Below are 17,000 nucleotides of genomic sequence, written 5' to 3' on the forward strand. Positions count from 1 at the left end.
CCCCGGTAGGCGCCGACTCATTCATCGGCGCCCGGCGGCCACGCCGGACCCGCCGGTCAGGGCTGGTACTGGCTGCGGGTGCGGGGCAGCCACTGGGGGTGCTGGTCGCGCAGGTAGCGGATCAGTCCCTCGCGTAGGTCGCAGCGTAGGTCCCAGGCGCTGGCGCCGTCCGCGGCCGAGGCCTGCACCTGGATGACCACGGTCTGCGGGGTGGCGTCGACCATCTGGAGCACCCACCGGTCTCGATCCCACAGCGGTGAGGACTCGACCAGTCGGCGTGCCTCCCGGCGCAGGTCGTCCAGGTCGGCGGTGTGGTCGACATGTAGCTGGATCTTGCCGATTACCCGCGACTCGTTCCGGGTCCAGTTCTGGAACGGCCGCTCGGTGAAGTACGTGGTCGGCAGGATGAGCATCCGTTCGTCCCAGAGCCGGATTACCACGTTGGTCAGTTTCACCTCTTCGACCCGGCCCCATTCGCCGTCGACCACCAGTACGTCGCCGACGTGCAGCCCGTCGGCGAAGGCGACCTGGATGCCGGCGAACGCGTTGCCGAGCGCGGTTCGGGCGGAGAGGCCGATCACCGCGCCGACCACCCCGGCCGAGGTCAGAATGGAGATGCCGAAGAGGCGTACCGGCCGGAAGGTGATCAGGATCAGGCCGACTGCGAGGACCGTGACAACGGCCACCGTGAGCCGCCGCACCGGGCGGATCTGGGTGCGGGCCCGCCGGACCCGCCGGTTGGTGACCGGATCGCTCGGCAGTCGGCTGAACGCGACCGCTTCGGCAACGTTCAATGCCTTGATCACCAGCCACGCACTGACGGCGACCAGGACCAGCTGGATGGCGTGCCGCAGATAACGCTGCCACTCGGCCGGTCCGGGCGGCAGCGCGTAGTACAGCGCCCCGACCAGCAGGATCGCGGCCGCCGGGCGGCGGCAGGCGTCCCGCAGCGGCTCCAGCAGCCACTTGTAGCGGCCACGGGCACCCCGGCGGATCAGCACGCCGGAGACCAGGTCCACGACCACGGCCGTCGCCAGCGCGGCCAACACGATCAACGCGGTACGCATCAGAAGCCGTTCACCGTGATCCCGATGCCGCCTCTCCTGGGCTCGCGACCGCACTCCCGCGTTCAGAGTGTCATCAGATCCGGTGGCAAGCGGCGGATATCGGGAATGCCAGACGGCCGTGACCGACGTCCGGCGGCTGCCGAACGAGACGGTCGGCCCGCCCGCAGGCTTCCTGCGAGCCGGCGCAGGATCCATGATCGGCACCCTATGGCCGGTCGCCGACCTGCCGTGGCCGCTCATGCAGCGCTATCAGCTGCTCTTGGGCGTGCCGGAACGTGCGGCCCGGTGCCGTCCCCCGAGGCGCTGCGCGCGGCCGAGCGCTGGCTGGCCGGGGCAGGCGACGCGGAGCTGGCGGCGTACTTCGCGGGCGAGCCCGCGCCCGCCGAGGCACCGCACGACGAGCGTTGGCTATTCGCCGACTCGCATTACTGGGGCCGAGTGCTGTCGGGCCGGTGCAGGACGCGGGCAAGGTGAACGCGGTCCACACGCGGAAAGTACATCGGCGCGGTTGTGTTCGGTCCGCCGGAGCGGTCTCTGCGGCCTCATCCCTGGCCGTGACAGATGCACGGATCTGCCGCCGACCGGGCGCACTGGCTAGGCTTCCGCCTCGTCAAACGGCTCGTCACTCCACCGCTACCACGCCTGGTCGCCATCGATGTGGAGCAGGAACTCACGAACCTCCTGGCCCTCCGGACGCCGAAGTGTCACGGCGTTACGGACTGCCTCGCACGTACGCTCCCAGGACTCGACATCCTCATCGACGCCATTGAGTACCCGCAGTTCCTCGACGAGAAGCGGCCGGACCTCCGCGAGCCCTCCCTTTAAAGCGACACGAGCGTTCCGCCATGGGAAGTCGCCACCAGTCTCCACGAGATCAGCAAGTATCTTGCCGTCGTCGCGCCGGTGGAGCGCCCAGGTGCCGCCGTAATGATCGCTCACGATGACGACGCTAGTGACCGCAGAGAATTGCCTGCTGACTCGTACCCGACTTCGGCCCGGCCACTGGTCACACCGGCCATCGTCTGATGCACGCTTCTGCCGCGGACTGCGCTAGAGGGGCGACGATTCCCGGCGGGCCGCTTCAACGGCTTTCCGCATCACGTCTCGCACGCGCGTCGGCCCCGCTGCCAGAGTTCCTCGAACTCTCTCATCGTGACCAGTTCAAGGGCCGGCTGACCGCCACCAGGGCTCTCGGGGAACCGCGCCTCCGGGACGATGCCGTAGTGGCGTTCGTAGTCAACGACCGCAGTTGTGCCGCCAAGGTCCCTGGCATGAAGCACCTCATCGAGTGACGCTGCGGCGACAACGGCCTGGCCGCTGGCCTGAACCTCAACATGTCGCCTTGCCCACCGCTGATCGTCGAGTTCCTCGTAGCACCACAGATCGCTGTCGGCCCGATACCAGCGGACGTACGTCGCCACACCGTCAGTATCGGCTACGGCGACTTGACCGAAGGCGCCGGAAGCGCACCGTTCTGCCGTGATCCGGAGACGCCGCGTTGGTCGCCTCCCGCAAACTTGGCAAATCTGCCATAGCGACTGAGAAGATCGTGACAATCCGCCAGCGGTGATTCGACCCATCGGTGATCAGCGAGTCTCGATACGGCGAATCGCCGCGATGTCATCGATCCAGCTGCTCAACTTGGTGATCTTGACGATGTCGCCGGTTCTTGGGGCTTGGATGATGAGCCCGTCGCCGAGGTACATGCCGACGTGGCGGGGGTTGGCCATGGTGCCTTGGCTGCCGGGGATGAACACGAGGTCGCCGGGTAGCAGAAGCGTCGGGTCGGCCGCCGGCTTGCCGGCGTTGAGCTGGTCGGTGGTGACCCGCGGGATGGAGATGCCGGCGGCCCGGTACGCCGATTGCATCAGCGAGGAGCAGTCGCATTGTTTGTCGGGGTCGCCGGAGTGCGGGTCGGTGCAGGAGCCGCCGAAGTGGTAGGGCGTGCCGAGTTGGTTCACGGCCCAGGCGATGGCGGTCGCTACGGCGGGTGGGGTGTTGGCGGGTAGCGCGAACCCGGCGGGGAGCGCGTCGAGGGCGTCGGTGGTGCAGGCGGCGAGGGTGTTGGTCAACTGCTTCACGAGGTGCAGGGCGTCGTCGGTCCACGTGGCGTAGGCGTCGGGGAACGCGGACAGCTGGACGGCTTGCGCGGCCTGGGTGAGCGGCATCGTCTGCCAGCCGGGCACGGTCTGGAGCTTGTCGAAGAACTTGCCGGCCTGGTAGGCGGGCTCGGACAGTTGCGCGATGGTGCCCCAGCCTTGGCTGGGGCGTTGCTGGAAGACGCCGATGGAGTCGTGGTTGTTGCGGTCGCCGAGGAAGGGCAGGTTGCGCAGGGCGGATTCCTGCATGGCGGTGGCGACGGCGACGATCCAGCCCCAGCGGGGTACGCCTTTGGCGACCCCGACGTCGATGATCGTTGCGGTGATGTCGAGTTGCTCGGTGTCCCATCGGCCGGGGCCGGGCGGCTGCCCGGAGGGGCGTATGGCGGGCGGGGCGGCGATGGCGCATCCGCCGGGGCCGCCGCCGGTGACGGAGGACAGCAGCAGGAGGGGCAGGCCGAAGCAGGCGGTGACGACGACGGTGACGACGCCGATGATGATCTTTGTCATGGTGATGACCTCTCGGGATAGTGAGAAAGGGCCGGTCTGCGTGAGGGTGCGCGGCCGGAGGCCGCGACGTGAGTTCTAGAGGCGGTAGAGAAGGGGGAGTAGTTCGGCGTGGGTCTCGCGGAGGAGACCGGTGATCAGGGTGCTGGCCGGGAACAGCGGGTGGCCCCTGTCGACGGGGTGGCGTAGCGCCAGTCCCAGTGGCCGGGCTCCAAGCTGGGCACGTACCAGAGGGCGTTGGTGACATCGAGGAACACGGCGCCGTTGATCTGTGGGACGAGCAGGGTCAGGGGTTGGCTGGCGCAGGTGGCCAGGCAATGGCACTCGGGGTTGTTGTAGATCGAGCGCGGTTGGCCGTGGTGGATCGGGCAGCGGCAGTCGCAGGCGCGCTCGCGGGCATTGCGGTAGGTGCGGTGCATAGATGTCTCCCTCGGTCGTGAAGAACGAAAAGGCCGTGGGCCGTCCACATGGGCGGCCCACCTTGAGCGGTCGGGTCAGTCGATGGACCAGCCGAGGACGTTGGCGGCCTGGCGTAGCAGGTGCCCGATGACGAGGCCGGCGTCGTCGACGTCGGCGCGGGTGTCGATCTCTGTGGCGTTGTCCCAGTCCCAGGTGCCGTTGGCCATGGCGGGGACGTGCCAGAGGTCGCCGCCCTGGTCGAGGAAGAGTGCGCGGCCCCGCTGGTTGGCCAGCAGCGTGATGGGTTGGGTGGCGCAGGTGATGGTGCAGGCGCAGCCGGGCTCGTTGTAGGTGGTGCGCGGCAGGCGGTGGTGAATGATGCAGCGGCAGTCGCAGACCCTGCGCCACGGTGGCGTGTACGTCACGGGTTCCTCCGCAAGGGGTGAATGCGCGGACGCCTCGGTCGCCGCCGGCGTAGGGGCGGCTTCCGAGGCGTACGCGGTGGGGACGGGTGGTGTCAGGCCGTCATCGGGTCGACGGCGGGGTGCTGGAGATGGCGTGTGGTCCGAGGAGCAGGTCGTCCTGGATCTGGCGGGTCTCCTGCACGGTGAGCAGGTGGGCCGGCAGGCGGGGCACGTGTTCGCGCCAGGCGCGGTAGAGACGGTGGGTCCCGTCGATGAGCAGCGGGCCGGGCGGGTGTCCGCTGATGCTGAGCTGGCCCACGATCAGCGGCTGGCTCAGGTCGGTGGTCATGGCATAGGCCCGGTTGAGGGCGGTGCTGGTCGGGCCGATGAGGCTGGTTGCCCACGTGTTGGGGTTGTCGAGATGGGCAAGGCCATACGCGGCGGCCCACGCCGGCACGTCCACGGGCCGGGTGTCGCGGGGCGACGCCGCGATCAGCGCCTGCGCGGCGTCGATCGAGAACACCCACGACCCGAAGTGGAACCACTGGGGTAGCCGAGGGCCGGTCACTGGTGGTCCTTCTTCGCGGTGACGCGGGTGTAGATCGCGACGCAGCGCAGGATCAGCTCGTGTGACGGCAGGGTCAGCAGCCGTTGCCGCTTGTCGTCGCGGAGCTGGTCCCAGATGAGGACGGTGACGCTGGCCGACCACAGGTCGACGAGGACACCGTCGATCTTGGCGTGCTGCCGGTCGGCGACGATGCGCCACAGCGTGTCGATGAGCGTGGGGTCTCCGGGTGGATGGTTGGCGTCGTCGGGTCGGGCGGCTTCGGGCAGCAGAGCGGAGCAGTCCTCGCAGGTGGACTCAACGCGTGGCGGGTCTTCGGTCTCCCACCGCTGGACGTCGGCGGCGGGCAGGCCACACACGGACTGTCGGAGGTCGCGGGGGTGGCGGATGTGGCCGATCATCGGCCGGCCGTTCCGTCTGATCCGCGCCGCCTGGTGCTCGGCGGTGCCATGGGGTGTGTCCGTTCTCTGCGGGCCGGGGCAGCGGTCGGTGGACCGCTGCCCCGACGGATCGAGGTGCGGTCAGACCGTCAGCAGGTCGAAGGCGGCCACCTTCAGCTCACCGACGTTGCCGGTGAGCACCCGGTTGGCGCGGGCGAACTCGTTCTTGGCGGGCTGGTAGTGGTCGAGGTACTCGGTGATGGCCTGGTAGCCCGCCCACCTGCTGCCGGCGATGGCCTTCTGGGTGTCGGCCTCGCGGATCAGGTACTTGAGGGTGCCGAGCCGCTGCTTGGCGTTGTTGCGGGTCTGGTCGGAGGCGTTGTCCTTGACCTGCCACACCTCGCCGACGACCTTCTCGAACTCGCGCATGGTCAGCTCGGTCTGGAGCATCCGCTCGGCGGCCTTCTCGAAGGTCTCCATGTACGTCCACATCAGGCCCAGCGCCTCGCGGGCCTGGCTGATCTGGGAGTTGACGTTGGAGGTGTGCCGGAACGTGTAGTGACCGACCGAGTGGGCGAAGGCCGCGCGCTGCGTGTTCGCGCAGATCACCCGGATCGGGCTGGCGTCCACCCGCAGGGCGGCGGTGCCGTCGTGGGAGGTCGTGCCGATCAGGTAGAGGTCCAGCCGGTCCACCCCGGCGATCTCCATCGACGTAGGCAGCTTCATGGTGACGAACACGCTCTTGCCCCGGCGGAGGCTGCCGGCGGTCTCGAAGTGGGCGCCGCCCACCTGATCGACCAGGCGGTCGAGCATCTCGGCGCACTGCTCGTTCTGGACCACCGTGTAGTCGGTGCCGACGATGCCCAGGTACTCGGTGCCGCCGGTGACGGGGTTGCGGCGCACGGTCATCCGCTTGTCGTCGGCGGGGATCTGCACCTCGACACCGTCGACGAGGTCGATGCCGACGGTGCGGATGGTGCGCACGCCCCAGTCGCCGAGGCGGGCGGCGGCCATGATCTCCTCTGCCTTCATGGTGTCCTGGGTGACGGTGCCGAGCTGGTGCCAGGCCGACAGGCGGGCGCTGGCGAAGGCGGTCGTTCCGTCGGCGAACGTCTCGAGTTCGTGCGGCACGGGTTTCTCCTTTTCGATGTGTCGTGGGGGCCGAGCGCATGCGCTCGGCCCCCGCGATGGGTGGGGATGGTGCGGGTCAGGACTGTTCGGCGTGGCCTTCGCCGGTCGCGGTGGGGTAGGCGAGGGCCATCGGTTCCTCGGTGACCTGAATGAGGTGACCGGTGGCGGCGGCGTGCAGGCAGTAGTTGATGACGGCGCTGGTGCCGATGGGGCGCCCGTCGAGGGTGGCGGTGATCCCGCGGGCGATCTCGTGCGGCTTCAACGGATGCCTGGCCTCTCGGCGAGGTAGTCCAGAACCAGGTCGGACAGTGGTCGGACGTCGGGCATGAGGGTGCTCCAGTCGCGTCGCTGCGGGACCGCAGGTTGGCCCGGCCCCGCAGCGTGATCGGCGTGTACCGGGTCAGGACTGCTCGGCGTCGTTGTCGTCCTGCCCGGGGTGGTCCGCGCTGGCGTGCGCGGTGGGGTTCTGGTCGGGCTGCGCCGGGTAGGCGAAGGTCAGCGGCGCATCGGAGACCAGGAGGATCCGGCCGGCGGCGGCGGCCTTGGTGCAGTTGTTGCGCACCGCCCCGGAGCTGACCGCGCGACCGAGCTGTCCGCTGATGGCGGTGGCGATGTCCTGCGGGCTCATCGCCCGGCCCGGGTTCGCGGCCAGGACGTTGAGGGTCAGCTTCTCCAACTCGCCCCGGCCGAACGGCTGGCTGCCGTCGGCGTTGGCGCTCGCGTCGCCGCGGCCCACGCTCGCGGTGATGCCCGGCGTACGTTGCGGCGTGCGACGGGGCAGGGTGACGACGTGGGTCTCGCCGTCCGACGCGATGACATGCAGCGTGCCGTCCGCCCGGATCAGGGGCAGCACCGCCGCCGTGGCGCTCGGCGCCGTCGCCAGGCCGCGGATGACCTGGTAGCACAGCGGGCAGCGGGGCGGCTCCGGGTTCGGGCCGACCTCGCTGGCCTTCGTCGGGCCCGGGATCCACCGCTCCGGCAGGCCGGGCAGCCGGCGGGCGGCGTCGGCCTGCTCCATCGCGGTCAGCAGCCGCGAGGCGGTCGGGTGACTGATACCGCTCTCGGCGACGATCACGTCGAGGGTCGCGCCGGCGTCGCCGTAGTCGGCCAGGACACCCTTGATGGCCATGACCTTGCGGTCACCGGGTCGAGAGGGCTGCACGGCGGTGACCGTCGGTGCCTGCTCGTCCTCGCCACGGTCGGCGTCGTCGTCGGGTGTGTCGTCGGGGTCGGTCGCGTCGTCGCTGTCGATCTGGCTGCCGGGCTGGTCGGTCGTCTCGGTGTCCGGCTTGTCGGCGGCGTCGCTGCAGTCGTCCGGTCGGTCGTTCTTGGCGTCGGCGCCGTGGACCGCATCGGTGAGCTGGTGGCCCATCTCCATATGCGGCTGGTCGTTCGCGTTGTCGGCGTCAGGGTCGCCGACGTCGGTCTCGTCGGCCGCGTCGGCAGGCATGAGGGCCTCGGCGTCGCTCGGCGTAGCGAGGGTCCACCGGGCGGGGGTGCCCTCGGCGGGGTCGGCGCCGGTGTCCACCGCGACGATGACACCGGCGTCGGCCAGGGTCTTGATCGCCTTGTCAGCGGTCGAGCGGGGCTTGCCCGACTTGTCGGCCAACTCGTGGAGGTTGCCCTGACCGAGGTCGGTCAGGGCGTCGAGGACGGCCTGCGTGGCAGGCGTCAGGGACAGGTGTTCCATCAGGGTTTCCCTCCTCGGGAACTGGTGGGGACGCCTGGCACGGTGGTGTGCCGGGCGGTGGTGCGTCGGGTCGCGGGCAGCGGTCGGTGCGGCAGGCGCGTGACGTAGTGCGCTGCCGAGGGGTGCGGCCCGGTGGTCGTGGTGGTGGGTGGTGCCGCGCCGGCCGGTCAGTGGCCGGGGACGGCCTCGTCGGCGGCGGCCTGCAGGATGTAGAGGCGGTCCTCGGTCGGATCGCGGTAGATCCCGGCGTCGGCGTGGGACAGCCACAGCGGGTTGACGCTGCCGGGCGGGCGGAGCCTGGCGTCGGACGTGCCGACCTTGATGTGGGTGGCGTGTCCGGCGAGGTTCTGTCGGCGGCAGGAGTCGGTGTGTGGCAGGACGACCAGGACCGTGTCACCGGGGGTGACGTAGCGCCGCCGCACCGACCGGCCCGGGTTCGCTTCGGCGTACGCGGCCCGCGCCTCGTCGCCGATGAGGGTGTCGATCCAGTTGCGGGTGTACCGGTACTCGCGGGCCAGTTCCCTGATGGTCTCCACCGGGCTGGCGACCGTGTTGGTGGAGCCGTTCAGGTCGTCGTCGTTGATCAGTAGGGTGCGCAGCCGGTCCACCGCGAGCAGCAGTTCGGTCCGCAGGTGCCGCAGGGTGGCGGCGGCTTCGGGCAGGTGCGCGGCGGCGGGGATGGGGTCGGTGGCGTGTTGGTCGAGGGTGCGGTCGGTCGTCGCGGTGATCCAGCGGCTGATCGTGTCGAGGTGCGGCATGGGGTTCCCCGCGTCAGGTGGTGAGGTGGGCGAGTTCGGCGGGGTCGAGTTGGTCTGGGGTGCGGTTGCGCCAGGTGTCGGAGTGGCGTAGGTGCCACCAGCGCAGCAGGGACCGGCAGGCGGGGGCGAGGTCGTCGCACGCGGGCAGGGGATACGCCATCGTGGGCGGGGGCTGGTGCAGCGAGGCGATGTACGCGGTTGGCGTCCACCCAAGGGCGCTTTCGCTGACCTCGCCGATGACACGGTCCGAGTAAGGGATGTCGAAGGCGCTGGCGGCCTCGCTGTCGGGCAGCACCAGCCAGGTGTCTGCCTCGCTGCGGTGCAGGGTGGCGACGCCGCGCGACGGATCACCGGGGTACAGCAGGAGGTGCCGCTGGTCGCGGTCGCCGATCGTTCGGTGGTTGCGCCAGGCGCGGTAGGCGCCAACGAGCACGGTTGCGAGGACGATGTGTCGCTCGCGGGCGACGAGCGCGTCGGTGAGGGCTTGGTGGTAGCCGGCCATGTGCAGGTCGGCGCGGGCGGCCAACCCCTGTCGTGCCCGCTCGGCGAGCCCACCAGTGCGGGCGAGGGCCTGGTCGAGCGTGGTGGTGCTGTCGGTGAACTCGCGGGCGGTTTTGTGTAGGACGCGGGCGAGGTCGCCGAGGGCGTCGAGGGTGGCCGTGTCGTGGCGCCAGAGGTGCTCGGGTAGGACGTCGTTGGTGTCGGCGGCGATGCGCCGCAGCGCGGGATCGGTCAGGAACACAAGTTTCTCCTTCGCAGGCGGTCGGGTTGTGGGCATGGCGGGGACCGGTCGCAGCGGGGCTGCGACCGGTCCTCGGTGTGGTTAGGCGGTTAGGCGATGGTGACGGCGCACAGTCGTGCGCTGGAGCGCAGGCTGCGGAGGTAGCCGCATGCCTCGTTGAGGAAGCGGAACCGGTCGGCCACGGAGTCACTGGCCGGCATGAGTAGGCGGCCGTCAGTGGTGATCAGCGCGTCGCCGATCAGCGCGATGCGCCAGTACAGCCCGACGTAGGTGGCCTCGCCTGCCTGGTAGACGGACAGCTCGTACGGGTTGAAGGAGAAGGCGAGCATCGCCAGGACTCCGGGTTGCTGCTCGAAGCGGCGGCGGGCCTCGGCCAGGCTCACCTTGGTCGGGTCCGCGTGGTGCTGGGCGAGGTAGTCCTCGAAGGGACGGGCCGGACGGGTTGTCGCGGCGATGTGGGTGTGCCAGGCACGCCAGCGCAGGGCGGCGTGGTGAGCAGCCTTGGCCGCGGTGCCGGTGAGGTCGAGGCGACCCTTGCGGCCTCCGGCGGCCATGGTGAGCGCGCCGAAGCGGCGGGCGGCGTCGAGGAGGTAGTAGCCGAGGAAGCGGGTCAGCCAGCCGATGAGGCGGCGGTGGCGGACGTGGTAGCGGCGGGCCGGGGTGCCGTTGGCGTGCAGGAGGTCGTTGACCTTCTCCGAGGCGGCGAACCAGTCGGCGTCTTCGCCGGGGGCGAAGCAGACGGTGACGACCGGGGCGGTGAGCGGCATGGACGTGGGCATGGCAGGGTGCTCCCTTCGGGCAGGAGTGGGCGTGGAGGGTGTGCGTCGTGGTGCCACCGGATCGCTGCGTCCGGGCCGGGAAGCTGCCGTGGAGGGCGCGGGGCGTGGATCACGAGCCGACCGGGAGGTGGGCTGTGGGTGATCCCGCTGGCGCGGGCAGGTCCAGGGGACAGACGGGCGGCGGTGCGAGCAAAAGAAGAAGCTGCACCGTAGCGTCGCGACCTGACAGCGCCAGCTCTGTCAGGATTGCCGTCCATGCCTCTGAGCTGCGCTGACAGGATTTCCTCGCGGGACTGTCAGGGTCTGTCAGAGCACGAAGCCGCTCTCGTCGTAGTTCGGGTTGTCTGCCACGGGCTGGCCGTGGTCGCTGGGCAGCTCGGTGAGCCGGACTCGGCCGGTGGCGCCGCCAGGAAGCCAGACCGCTTCGGCGGGGTCGGTGGCGTGGGTGGCGGTCGCGAGGGGAACGTTGTCGCGTCGGCCGCGCAGGAGCCGGTGCAGGTGTTCCTCACGGTGTTCGCTGCCGAGCCAGAACAGCACCGGGTAGCGGGGGCCGCCGCGGCGGATCAGCTGCGCGTACCGGTCGAGCTTGGCCACCACCCGACCCAGCGGCTCGGTGCCGGTATCGGCCTCCAGGAAGAACCCCACCGTGGTGTCCGCGACGCTCCACAGGCCGTGCCCGTCGGCGGTGATGGTCCGGAACTGCCTGGTGGTCGTCGTCTCGGACCACCACCGGTCCAGCCGCGCCTGCGGGTGCTGGCGGGCGTGCACGGTGAGCCGGACGAAGAACTCGTTGGCCATGAGCAGGTGGGTCAGGTTCGGGTTGGCCGAGAGCCGGTCGACGCTCTGGCGGCTGGTGCGCACGGTGGGCTCAGGCCGGTGGTGAGCGGCGGCCTGGAACCGGTGCCCCTGGTGGCCGAGGGTCCAGTGCCACGGATGGCTACCACCCCCGGCGCGGGCGAACCGGAACCGGTCCAGTAGACCCAAAGCGGCCAGCTCACCGAGCCGGATCTGGCAGGTACGGCGGGCGAGAAACAGCATGCGGTGAATCTGATCGGTGGTGAGGACCCGGTGGTCGTCGAGCAGCTGGAGAAGCCGACGGTCACGGCCGGTGATGTGGGGATAGATGGCCAGCAGACTGGCCGGGCGCGATTGCGGCATAGGTGGTCACACCCCTGGAGAGAGAGTCCCGTAGGGAGTCTGGATGAGTTGATCTCGATTTCGGTCCTGGCGCCGGGTGGGTTAGGGCAGCTCAGGCACCTGACAGACCAGGTGCGGAGGGCTCGTGTGGGGTCTCGTGTCGCGGACACCCCCCGACGAGCCCCCGGTGCCGCACCCAACCGAGCACCCGAACGCCCGGCCGGGGTCAGCGGTCGCGGTCGGTCATGCGCCGCTTCATCGCGGTACGGGCGAGCTGCTGCATCGGCGGCTCACCACCGGTGCGGCTGTGGGTGGCGGCGCACTCCTGCCGGATCGCGGTCGCTTCACCCACCGGTGGCGCCGGCGGGTTGGTCACGAAGGTGAACGCCGGCAGCTCCCGGTTGCCGACCAGCAGCCGGGCGGCGGCGGTGTAGACGTCGAGGTGGGCGAGGTCGTGCTCGTCCAGCTCGGGTTTGGTGTGCCGGGACAGGTCCCGCGCGTCGGCCGGGTCGACGTTGAAGAACAGCTTCGACCGCGCGTTGGCCGACACCGCCGCGGCGATGTCGTGGGGCAGTTGCGCCAGGTCCTGGTGGGCCAGGACGAGCCCGAGCCGGAACCCGCGCGCCTCGGCCAGCATGTCCCCGACGTTGCCGGGCAGCGTGAGGAAGTTGTGGCACTCATCCACGTAGAGGCTGGCGTCTCGTCGCTGGTCTTCGGGGATGCTGGCGCGGGCGATGGCGGCCTGCCACACCCGGGCGACGATCATCGAGCCGAGGATGCGGCTGGTCTCCTCGCCGAGGACGCCCTTGGGTAGGCGGCAGAGCAGCACTCCGCCGTCGAGTACCCGGCCCATGTCGAACGACGAATGGGCGTTGCCGATCACGCTTTTGACGAAGTCCCGCAGCAGGAAGGCCCGGAGTCGGGCGAGGACGGGTGCGATGACCTGGCCGCGGAACTGCTCGTTGATGCCGTCGTACCAGAGCCAGAACCCGCCGAGGCCGTCCGGGTCGTCCAGGCCGTGGGTGAACCGGGCCCGGAAGTCCCGGTCCTGCAACAGCGACGGGACCAGGCTCAGGGTTGGTTTCGCGTGGCGCATCAGCGTGAGGCAGGCGACCCGCATGGTGTCGTCCATGCGGGGCCCCCACTGGCCTTGAAAGATTTTGGCGAAGATGCCGACGAGGTTGTCCACGGCCAGGTGCGGATCGCCGCCGTCATCGAGCGGGTTGAAGCAGCCGGGGTTCTCCTGGTCCGGGTCGATGATCACGATCTTTGTGGCGTGAGAGGCGGGCAACCGGTCGAGGATGTCGGTGATCAAATCCCCGCGGGGGTCGATGACCACGGTCCCGCGCCCGGCCTTGATGTCGCCGAGGATCATGTTCAACAGCAGGGTGGACTTGCCGACGCCGGTCTTGCCGACGACGTGCACGTGCTGGCGGGCGTCGACGACCTTGAGGCCGACGCTGTGGTGGCCTATCTGTGAGCGGCCCAGCACCTTCACGCCCCGGCCGCCGGAGGGGACCTGCACGGGCGCCGGCACGGCCTTGGCCCGGGCCCGATCGAGGCCCGGGACGGCGAGGTCTTGCGGCAGCGCGGCGAGGGCCGCGAGTTCTGGCACGCTGGCCAGGAACCCGTGCCGCAGTCGCCTTCCGGCGATCGTGGCCACCGGCCGGGGCATCTTCATGCGCCGCAGCCGGTTCGGGCCGGTGTACGCCGCGGCGGCCGAGGCAATGGTGTGCCCGAGCCCGCCGAGGCGTGAGCGGACGTGGGTGGCCCGCTCCGGGTCTGGTGGGGACGTGCCGGCGTCGGCCGCGACGGCGAACCGGACCGCGATCTCGTAGTGCGGCACCCGCACGGCCTTGTCCACCATGGTGCGGGCATCGGCGGTGGCCACCGGGTCCCGCTCGGCCGGACGCACCACTGGGGCATGACCCGGGGTGCGTGGCCGCGACGAGCCGGGCGTGAACACGTCGAGGAACCACAGCAGGGGCTCGATGGCCAGCCGCACCGCCCCGGTGACGGCGCGGGTGGCCAGGTCAGGCCGCCCGTGGCGATGATGGCTGGTGCTCGCCGCGGCCCTGCGGGCCGAGCGGACCCGGCCGGTGGGCGCCGGGCGGGCCAGGATCTGCACACACGCGTGTTCGCGGTGACGTACCTCGGCCCCGGCGGCGAGCAGCGCCCGCAGTGGGTCGGTGTCGTGCTCGCTGCGCAGCGGCAGCCCGTCGGTGTGCTGCGGCCAGTGCGCCCCACCCACCTCCTCGGCGACGGTGCGCGGAATCGGCGGTGCGGCGTGGGCGGTGGTGAGGGTGGCCGCAGGCCATGCCGCCCGGACGGCGGCCTCGACCGCGCCGCCCGGCACCGTGCCGGGCACCCAGACCCGGATGGTCAAAGACCGGCCGGTCCAGATGTACTCCCACCCGACGTGCGCGATGCCGAACAGGCGCTGCTGCCACACCGACGGCGTCAGCACGCCGACCAGCGTGGTCCAGAACGCCGCGGCAGCCTCGGCGGTGACCTCCGGCGGGGCGGCGATCGTCAGCCACCGGGCGCCGGCCGCGAACCGCTTGTGCCGCCAGGCAAGCACCTGATCATGGCCGAACACCGCGCTGACGACCGCGGCGGCGGCGAGGAAGCCCAGCCACGGCCGGGCGATGACCCAGTCCCCGACGTCGGCGGGCCAGGTCGGGGTCGGTGTCATTCGGCCTCCCCGATTCCAGTCACGGCCAGCTTGTGCTCGGCCGCCGATCCGACACTGCGGAACGGAATCCGGCTACGACCAGCGACGAGCAGGCCCTCACCGCGCGGCGCCGACAGCAGCAGCCTCGACTCCCCGGCGGTCAGACCGAACGCCTCGGACACCGCGTCGATGGACTGCGTGGACTGGCGCATCAGCACCTGCGTGGCGGCGTTGGACACCACCGCCAGGCCGAGATCCGTCGACAGGACATCGGAGGCGTCCTGAGTGATGACACACAAACCTGCGGAGCGCTTCCGCGCGGCCTTGGCCATCCGGAACAGGAACCGGGCGCCCTCGCCGTCGCGCATCAGCAGCCACGCCTCGTCCACGATGACAAGCCGTCGACGCCGGCGGGCGCCGGCGGGCGGAGAGTCGATGCCCGCCCAGATCCAGTCCAGGGCGAGCAGAGTTCCCACGGTGCGCAGCTCGTCGGGCAAGTGCCGCAGGCTCCACACCACCAGGTGGCCCTCCGGCCGGGTGGATGTCGGCCCGTCGAACATGCTGGCGAAGTTGCCGAGCGTCCACGGCACGAGCCGGGCGGCCAGTTGCCCGGCGGCAGGGTCGTCGTCCGCGTCGAGGGTTGCCGCCAGGTCGCGCAGCAGCGGCGCCGGTTTGGTCCAGGTGGCCGGGTCACCGTTGATCCCGGCATGGGCGTAGGTGGCGGTGAGGGCCCGGTCGAGAGCGGCGCGTTCGGCCGGCGGCGGGGTTCCGCCGAGCATGACCGAGATCAGCGTGTGCAGGTACAGCCCGCGCCGGGTCAGGGTGTCAGGACGGTTGTCGGCGGGCAGGTCGAACGGGTTGACCCGGACGCCGGGCTGACCGAGCTGCACAACGGTGCCGCCAACGTGCTCCGCTAGGGGCGTGTACTCGTCCTCGGGGTCGATGACCGACACCGTCGTGCCCTGGTACAGGTTGCGCAGCACCTCGAGCTTGACGAAGTAGGACTTCCCGGCGCCGCTGCGCGCCAGGACCACGCTGTTGTGGTTGTCCTGCGCCCACCGGTTCCAGATGAGCACGCCGTTGCTGGTGGTATTCACCCCGTACAGCACACCTTCCGGCGGGGCGACGGTGCCCGGTGCCGGCGCGGCCAGGTCCGCCGAGGCGAGGGGGAACGCCGCCGCGAGGGCGGTGGTGTCGAGGAAGCGGCGCATCCGCAGCGGGTCCACGCCGACCGGCAGCGTGGCCACCCAGCCCTGCTGGTGCCGGAACGTCGCCGGCTGCACGTCCAGCAGCACGCTGGCGGCGGCGGACTTCACGCCCGCGGTAACGGTGGCAAGTTCGTCGAGGGTCCGGGCGTGGATGGTGACGTAGATGCCGACGTCGAACAGCTTCGCCGCCCCGCGGGCGACCCGCTCGGCGAGGTCGGCCGCATCCGCCGCTGCCGCCTCGACCATCGGATCACCCAAGCGTCCCTGGTCGGCGTCCAGCCGGCGCGAGGATTCGAGGCGGGCGCGCTGGCGCTTGAGCATCGGCGCGGCCAGTTGCGGCGCCACCGGGTCCAGGTGCACCGCGACGTCGACCCGTCCGGGGTAGGACAGCAGCGGGTCGAGCCACGCCGGGCCGACCTCAGCCGGATAGCCGCACACCGCGTAGGTGGCGGCATACCCGTCGCCGACCTGCACGTGCCACGGTGTGACCGACAACGCGGCCGGGGAGGGCATCCCCTCCCCGGCTGTGACACTGATCTTGGACTTTTTCAACAGGTTCACGATGGGCTCCGCAGGGTGATGGGGGCGCCGGGTACCGCACGCGGACCAGGCACAGGCGGGGAGAACGGATCGACCGAGCCGGCCAGCGCGGAGGCGACAGCCGGCCCGTCCAAGACGGCGGCCTCCACGCCGAGCGCAGACAGGGCGCGCACGGCGGTGTCGGCCGCGTGCTCTCCGGTGACGACGGCGAGGACCTGGCGGCGCAGCGGATCGCGCCGGTTGTCGAGGTCCAGCAGGAACTCGGCGTAGTCGGCGGCGGCGGCCTGCAACGCCGGATGCGCCAGGCGCGGCGCGTGGTCGACCGTTGCCTGCGCGTAGACGGTCAGGTCGTGCCGCTGCGCAGCCACGACGATCTGCGCCGGCCCGGTCAGGCTGTTGAGGAACCGGCCGAACCCCTCCAACAGCGCGCCCTGCTCACTCCCGGTGCGCAGGTGGATGTTCGTCGTGCCGCAGGCGATCAGGACCTTGACGCTGCCCTCCGAGATCAGGACTCCGGTCGGACTGACCGCCGTGACCGGAGAGCGCAGCGGCGCCGGAAGGCTCGGCTTGCCGGCCACGACCGCGACCGCGCTGACCCGAGCACCACCCGGAGTGAGGGTGCGCGGCCTGCGGCTGAGCGCGAACCCGTATCGCAGCCACACGTCCAGCGGCAGGCCGTCACGGCGGCCGAGCGCCACCACGACCGCCACAGCGAACACGAAAGCCCCGGCGACGATCCAGGCCACCTGCGGCAGCAGATGCCCGAACGTGCGGTAGACCCCGAACCCGCCGAGGCCGGCACCGCCGACGATGCCCAACTGTCGGAACGTCAGCCCGAACGCGATGCGGTCGGGCTCGTTGACGTTGGCCGGAATCCGTGCCCTATACAACCCGTCAGTCTCGTCGGGTTTCGGACTCAT

Annotated in this window: 18 protein-coding genes; all 18 read right to left on the minus strand. The window is 70.7% G+C overall.

Annotation, left to right across the window (positions count from 1 at the left end; genetic code table 11):
* Window positions 1–56 precede the first annotated feature (56 nt).
* Entirely contained in the window at window positions 57–1,067 is a 1,011-nt protein-coding gene (locus tag OG470_RS20715; protein WP_328414628.1) for a mechanosensitive ion channel family protein, read from the minus strand.
* Between the two features lie 633 nt (window positions 1,068–1,700).
* Window positions 1,701–2,006 (minus strand): hypothetical protein, encoded by a 306-nt coding sequence (locus OG470_RS20720; RefSeq protein ID WP_328414630.1) that lies wholly within the window; start codon window positions 2,004–2,006, stop codon window positions 1,701–1,703.
* Between the two features lie 158 nt (window positions 2,007–2,164).
* On the minus strand, window positions 2,165–2,488 hold the full coding sequence (locus tag OG470_RS20725) for a hypothetical protein (RefSeq protein ID WP_328414632.1): 324 nt from the start codon (window positions 2,486–2,488) through the stop codon (window positions 2,165–2,167).
* Window positions 2,489–2,653: 165 nt separating this feature from the next.
* Window positions 2,654–3,676, minus strand: a complete 1,023-nt coding sequence (locus OG470_RS20730) for a C40 family peptidase (protein WP_328414634.1) — start codon at window positions 3,674–3,676, stop codon at window positions 2,654–2,656.
* A gap of 134 nt (window positions 3,677–3,810) precedes the next feature.
* Entirely contained in the window at window positions 3,811–4,092 is a 282-nt protein-coding gene (locus OG470_RS20735; RefSeq protein ID WP_328414635.1) for a hypothetical protein, read from the minus strand.
* Window positions 4,093–4,167: 75 nt separating this feature from the next.
* The gene (locus OG470_RS20740; RefSeq protein ID WP_328414637.1) at window positions 4,168–4,497 is read right to left on the minus strand and encodes a hypothetical protein; all 330 of its coding nucleotides are present in this window, start codon (window positions 4,495–4,497) and stop codon (window positions 4,168–4,170) included.
* A 100-nt stretch (window positions 4,498–4,597) separates the two neighbouring features.
* Window positions 4,598–5,044: a hypothetical protein gene (locus OG470_RS20745; RefSeq protein WP_328414639.1), complete on the minus strand. Its 447-nt coding sequence runs from the start codon at window positions 5,042–5,044 to the stop codon at window positions 4,598–4,600.
* Complete coding sequence (locus OG470_RS20750) at window positions 5,041–5,442, minus strand: hypothetical protein (protein ID WP_328414640.1); 402 nt, start codon at window positions 5,440–5,442, stop codon at window positions 5,041–5,043. The genes OG470_RS20745 and OG470_RS20750 overlap by 4 nt, the downstream gene beginning before the upstream one ends.
* Window positions 5,443–5,562: 120 nt before the next feature.
* On the minus strand, window positions 5,563–6,552 hold the full coding sequence (locus OG470_RS20755) for a DUF932 domain-containing protein (protein ID WP_328414642.1): 990 nt from the start codon (window positions 6,550–6,552) through the stop codon (window positions 5,563–5,565).
* A gap of 76 nt (window positions 6,553–6,628) precedes the next feature.
* A complete protein-coding gene (locus tag OG470_RS20760) occupies window positions 6,629–6,814 on the minus strand; it encodes a hypothetical protein (protein WP_328414644.1) in 186 nt (61 codons plus the stop codon).
* 138 nt (window positions 6,815–6,952) lie between these two features.
* Window positions 6,953–8,242: a helix-turn-helix domain-containing protein gene (locus tag OG470_RS20765; protein ID WP_328414646.1), complete on the minus strand. Its 1,290-nt coding sequence runs from the start codon at window positions 8,240–8,242 to the stop codon at window positions 6,953–6,955.
* A 167-nt stretch (window positions 8,243–8,409) separates the two neighbouring features.
* Window positions 8,410–9,000: a hypothetical protein gene (locus OG470_RS20770; protein WP_328414648.1), complete on the minus strand. Its 591-nt coding sequence runs from the start codon at window positions 8,998–9,000 to the stop codon at window positions 8,410–8,412.
* 13 nt (window positions 9,001–9,013) lie between these two features.
* Window positions 9,014–9,742, minus strand: a complete 729-nt coding sequence (locus tag OG470_RS20775; RefSeq protein WP_328414650.1) for a hypothetical protein — start codon at window positions 9,740–9,742, stop codon at window positions 9,014–9,016.
* An 89-nt stretch (window positions 9,743–9,831) separates the two neighbouring features.
* Entirely contained in the window at window positions 9,832–10,521 is a 690-nt protein-coding gene (locus OG470_RS20780) for a hypothetical protein (RefSeq protein WP_328414651.1), read from the minus strand.
* Window positions 10,522–10,827: 306 nt separating this feature from the next.
* Window positions 10,828–11,679: a replication-relaxation family protein gene (locus OG470_RS20785; RefSeq protein ID WP_328414653.1), complete on the minus strand. Its 852-nt coding sequence runs from the start codon at window positions 11,677–11,679 to the stop codon at window positions 10,828–10,830.
* A 205-nt stretch (window positions 11,680–11,884) separates the two neighbouring features.
* A complete protein-coding gene (locus tag OG470_RS20790) occupies window positions 11,885–14,353 on the minus strand; it encodes a helicase HerA domain-containing protein (RefSeq protein ID WP_328414655.1) in 2,469 nt (822 codons plus the stop codon).
* Window positions 14,350–16,053 carry a VirB4 family type IV secretion system protein gene (locus tag OG470_RS20795; RefSeq protein WP_328426498.1) on the minus strand — a complete coding sequence of 568 codons (1,704 nt, stop codon included), beginning with the start codon at window positions 16,051–16,053 and terminating at the stop codon, window positions 14,350–14,352. Before OG470_RS20795 ends, OG470_RS20790 begins: the two co-directional genes overlap by 4 nt.
* Before the next feature lie 44 nt (window positions 16,054–16,097).
* Complete coding sequence (locus OG470_RS20800) at window positions 16,098–17,000, minus strand: PrgI family protein (protein WP_328414656.1); 903 nt, start codon at window positions 16,998–17,000, stop codon at window positions 16,098–16,100.

The sequence above is a fragment of the Micromonospora sp. NBC_00389 genome (assembly GCF_036059255.1).
In the GTDB taxonomy this organism is placed as follows: domain Bacteria; phylum Actinomycetota; class Actinomycetes; order Mycobacteriales; family Micromonosporaceae; genus Micromonospora.

Excerpts from the sequence above, each read along its gene's own strand:
- OG470_RS20715 (WP_328414628.1), bottom strand. The coding sequence starts at position 1,067 with ATGCGTACCGCGTTGATCGTGTTGGCCGCGCTGGCGACGGCCGTGGTC.
- OG470_RS20730 (WP_328414634.1), bottom strand. The coding sequence starts at position 3,676 with ATGACAAAGATCATCATCGGCGTCGTCACCGTCGTCGTCACCGCCTGC.
- OG470_RS20735 (WP_328414635.1), bottom strand. The coding sequence starts at position 4,092 with ATGCACCGCACCTACCGCAATGCCCGCGAGCGCGCCTGCGACTGCCGC.
- OG470_RS20750 (WP_328414640.1), bottom strand. The coding sequence starts at position 5,442 with ATGATCGGCCACATCCGCCACCCCCGCGACCTCCGACAGTCCGTGTGT.
- OG470_RS20765 (WP_328414646.1), bottom strand. The coding sequence starts at position 8,242 with ATGGAACACCTGTCCCTGACGCCTGCCACGCAGGCCGTCCTCGACGCC.
- OG470_RS20770 (WP_328414648.1), bottom strand. The coding sequence starts at position 9,000 with ATGCCGCACCTCGACACGATCAGCCGCTGGATCACCGCGACGACCGAC.
- OG470_RS20780 (WP_328414651.1), bottom strand. The coding sequence starts at position 10,521 with ATGCCCACGTCCATGCCGCTCACCGCCCCGGTCGTCACCGTCTGCTTC.
- OG470_RS20785 (WP_328414653.1), bottom strand. The coding sequence starts at position 11,679 with ATGCCGCAATCGCGCCCGGCCAGTCTGCTGGCCATCTATCCCCACATC.
- OG470_RS20790 (WP_328414655.1), bottom strand. The coding sequence starts at position 14,353 with ATGACACCGACCCCGACCTGGCCCGCCGACGTCGGGGACTGGGTCATC.
- OG470_RS20795 (WP_328426498.1), bottom strand. The coding sequence starts at position 16,053 with ATGCCCTCCCCGGCCGCGTTGTCGGTCACACCGTGGCACGTGCAGGTC.
- OG470_RS20800 (WP_328414656.1), bottom strand. The coding sequence starts at position 17,000 with ATGAGTCCGAAACCCGACGAGACTGACGGGTTGTATAGGGCACGGATT.